This window comes from Halorubrum sp. Atlit-8R (assembly GCF_003666025.1).
GTDB lineage: Archaea > Halobacteriota > Halobacteria > Halobacteriales > Haloferacaceae > Halorubrum > Halorubrum salinarum.
This window is the reverse complement of the sequence record NZ_QPLV01000069.1, coordinates 1-447: the sequence shown is the minus strand read 5'-3', so window position 1 is coordinate 447 and position 447 is coordinate 1. Positions and strand designations below refer to the sequence as shown.

Below are 447 nucleotides of genomic sequence, written 5' to 3'. Positions count from 1 at the left end.
CGCCTAGCAGATATAAATCCTTCTGTAGAGTCGTCAAAGCAAGCAAATAGAACATTGTCATCACCTTGTTGCCATTCGCTTAGCTTACTCCGGATAACAGAGCGGTAGCCCTCGTCTATCGATTTGATTGTCAAGTATTGATCCAGCTCCTCAACCATCTCTGTCCAAAGTCTACGAACATCCTCGATGCTGTCTCCTGGTTCAATCTCTATGATATCCATATGATCTTCTAACCACTACTGACTAATTAACGACACCCGCGAACTATTCTTGATAGTAATTGGATTGGGTAAAACATGATTTCTATGGGACAAGGCAACTGCTATAGGAAGCTCATTTCGGACGACTCGGTTCATCACCGAGAGCGCCAACTTCGTCGTTTTTATTAGCCCAACTGAGCCAGACCCGTTTCCCGTCTTTTTCGTCCTAGTCGCCGGGTCGCATGGT

At 45.6% G+C, this 447-nt stretch carries 1 protein-coding gene; it reads right to left on the bottom strand.

The features are described from left to right. Positions 1–221, bottom strand: a 221-nt coding sequence (locus DVK05_RS17660; RefSeq protein ID WP_233562259.1) for a hypothetical protein, incomplete at its 3' end; no start/stop codon positions are given. Between the last annotated feature and the right edge of the window lie 226 nt (positions 222–447).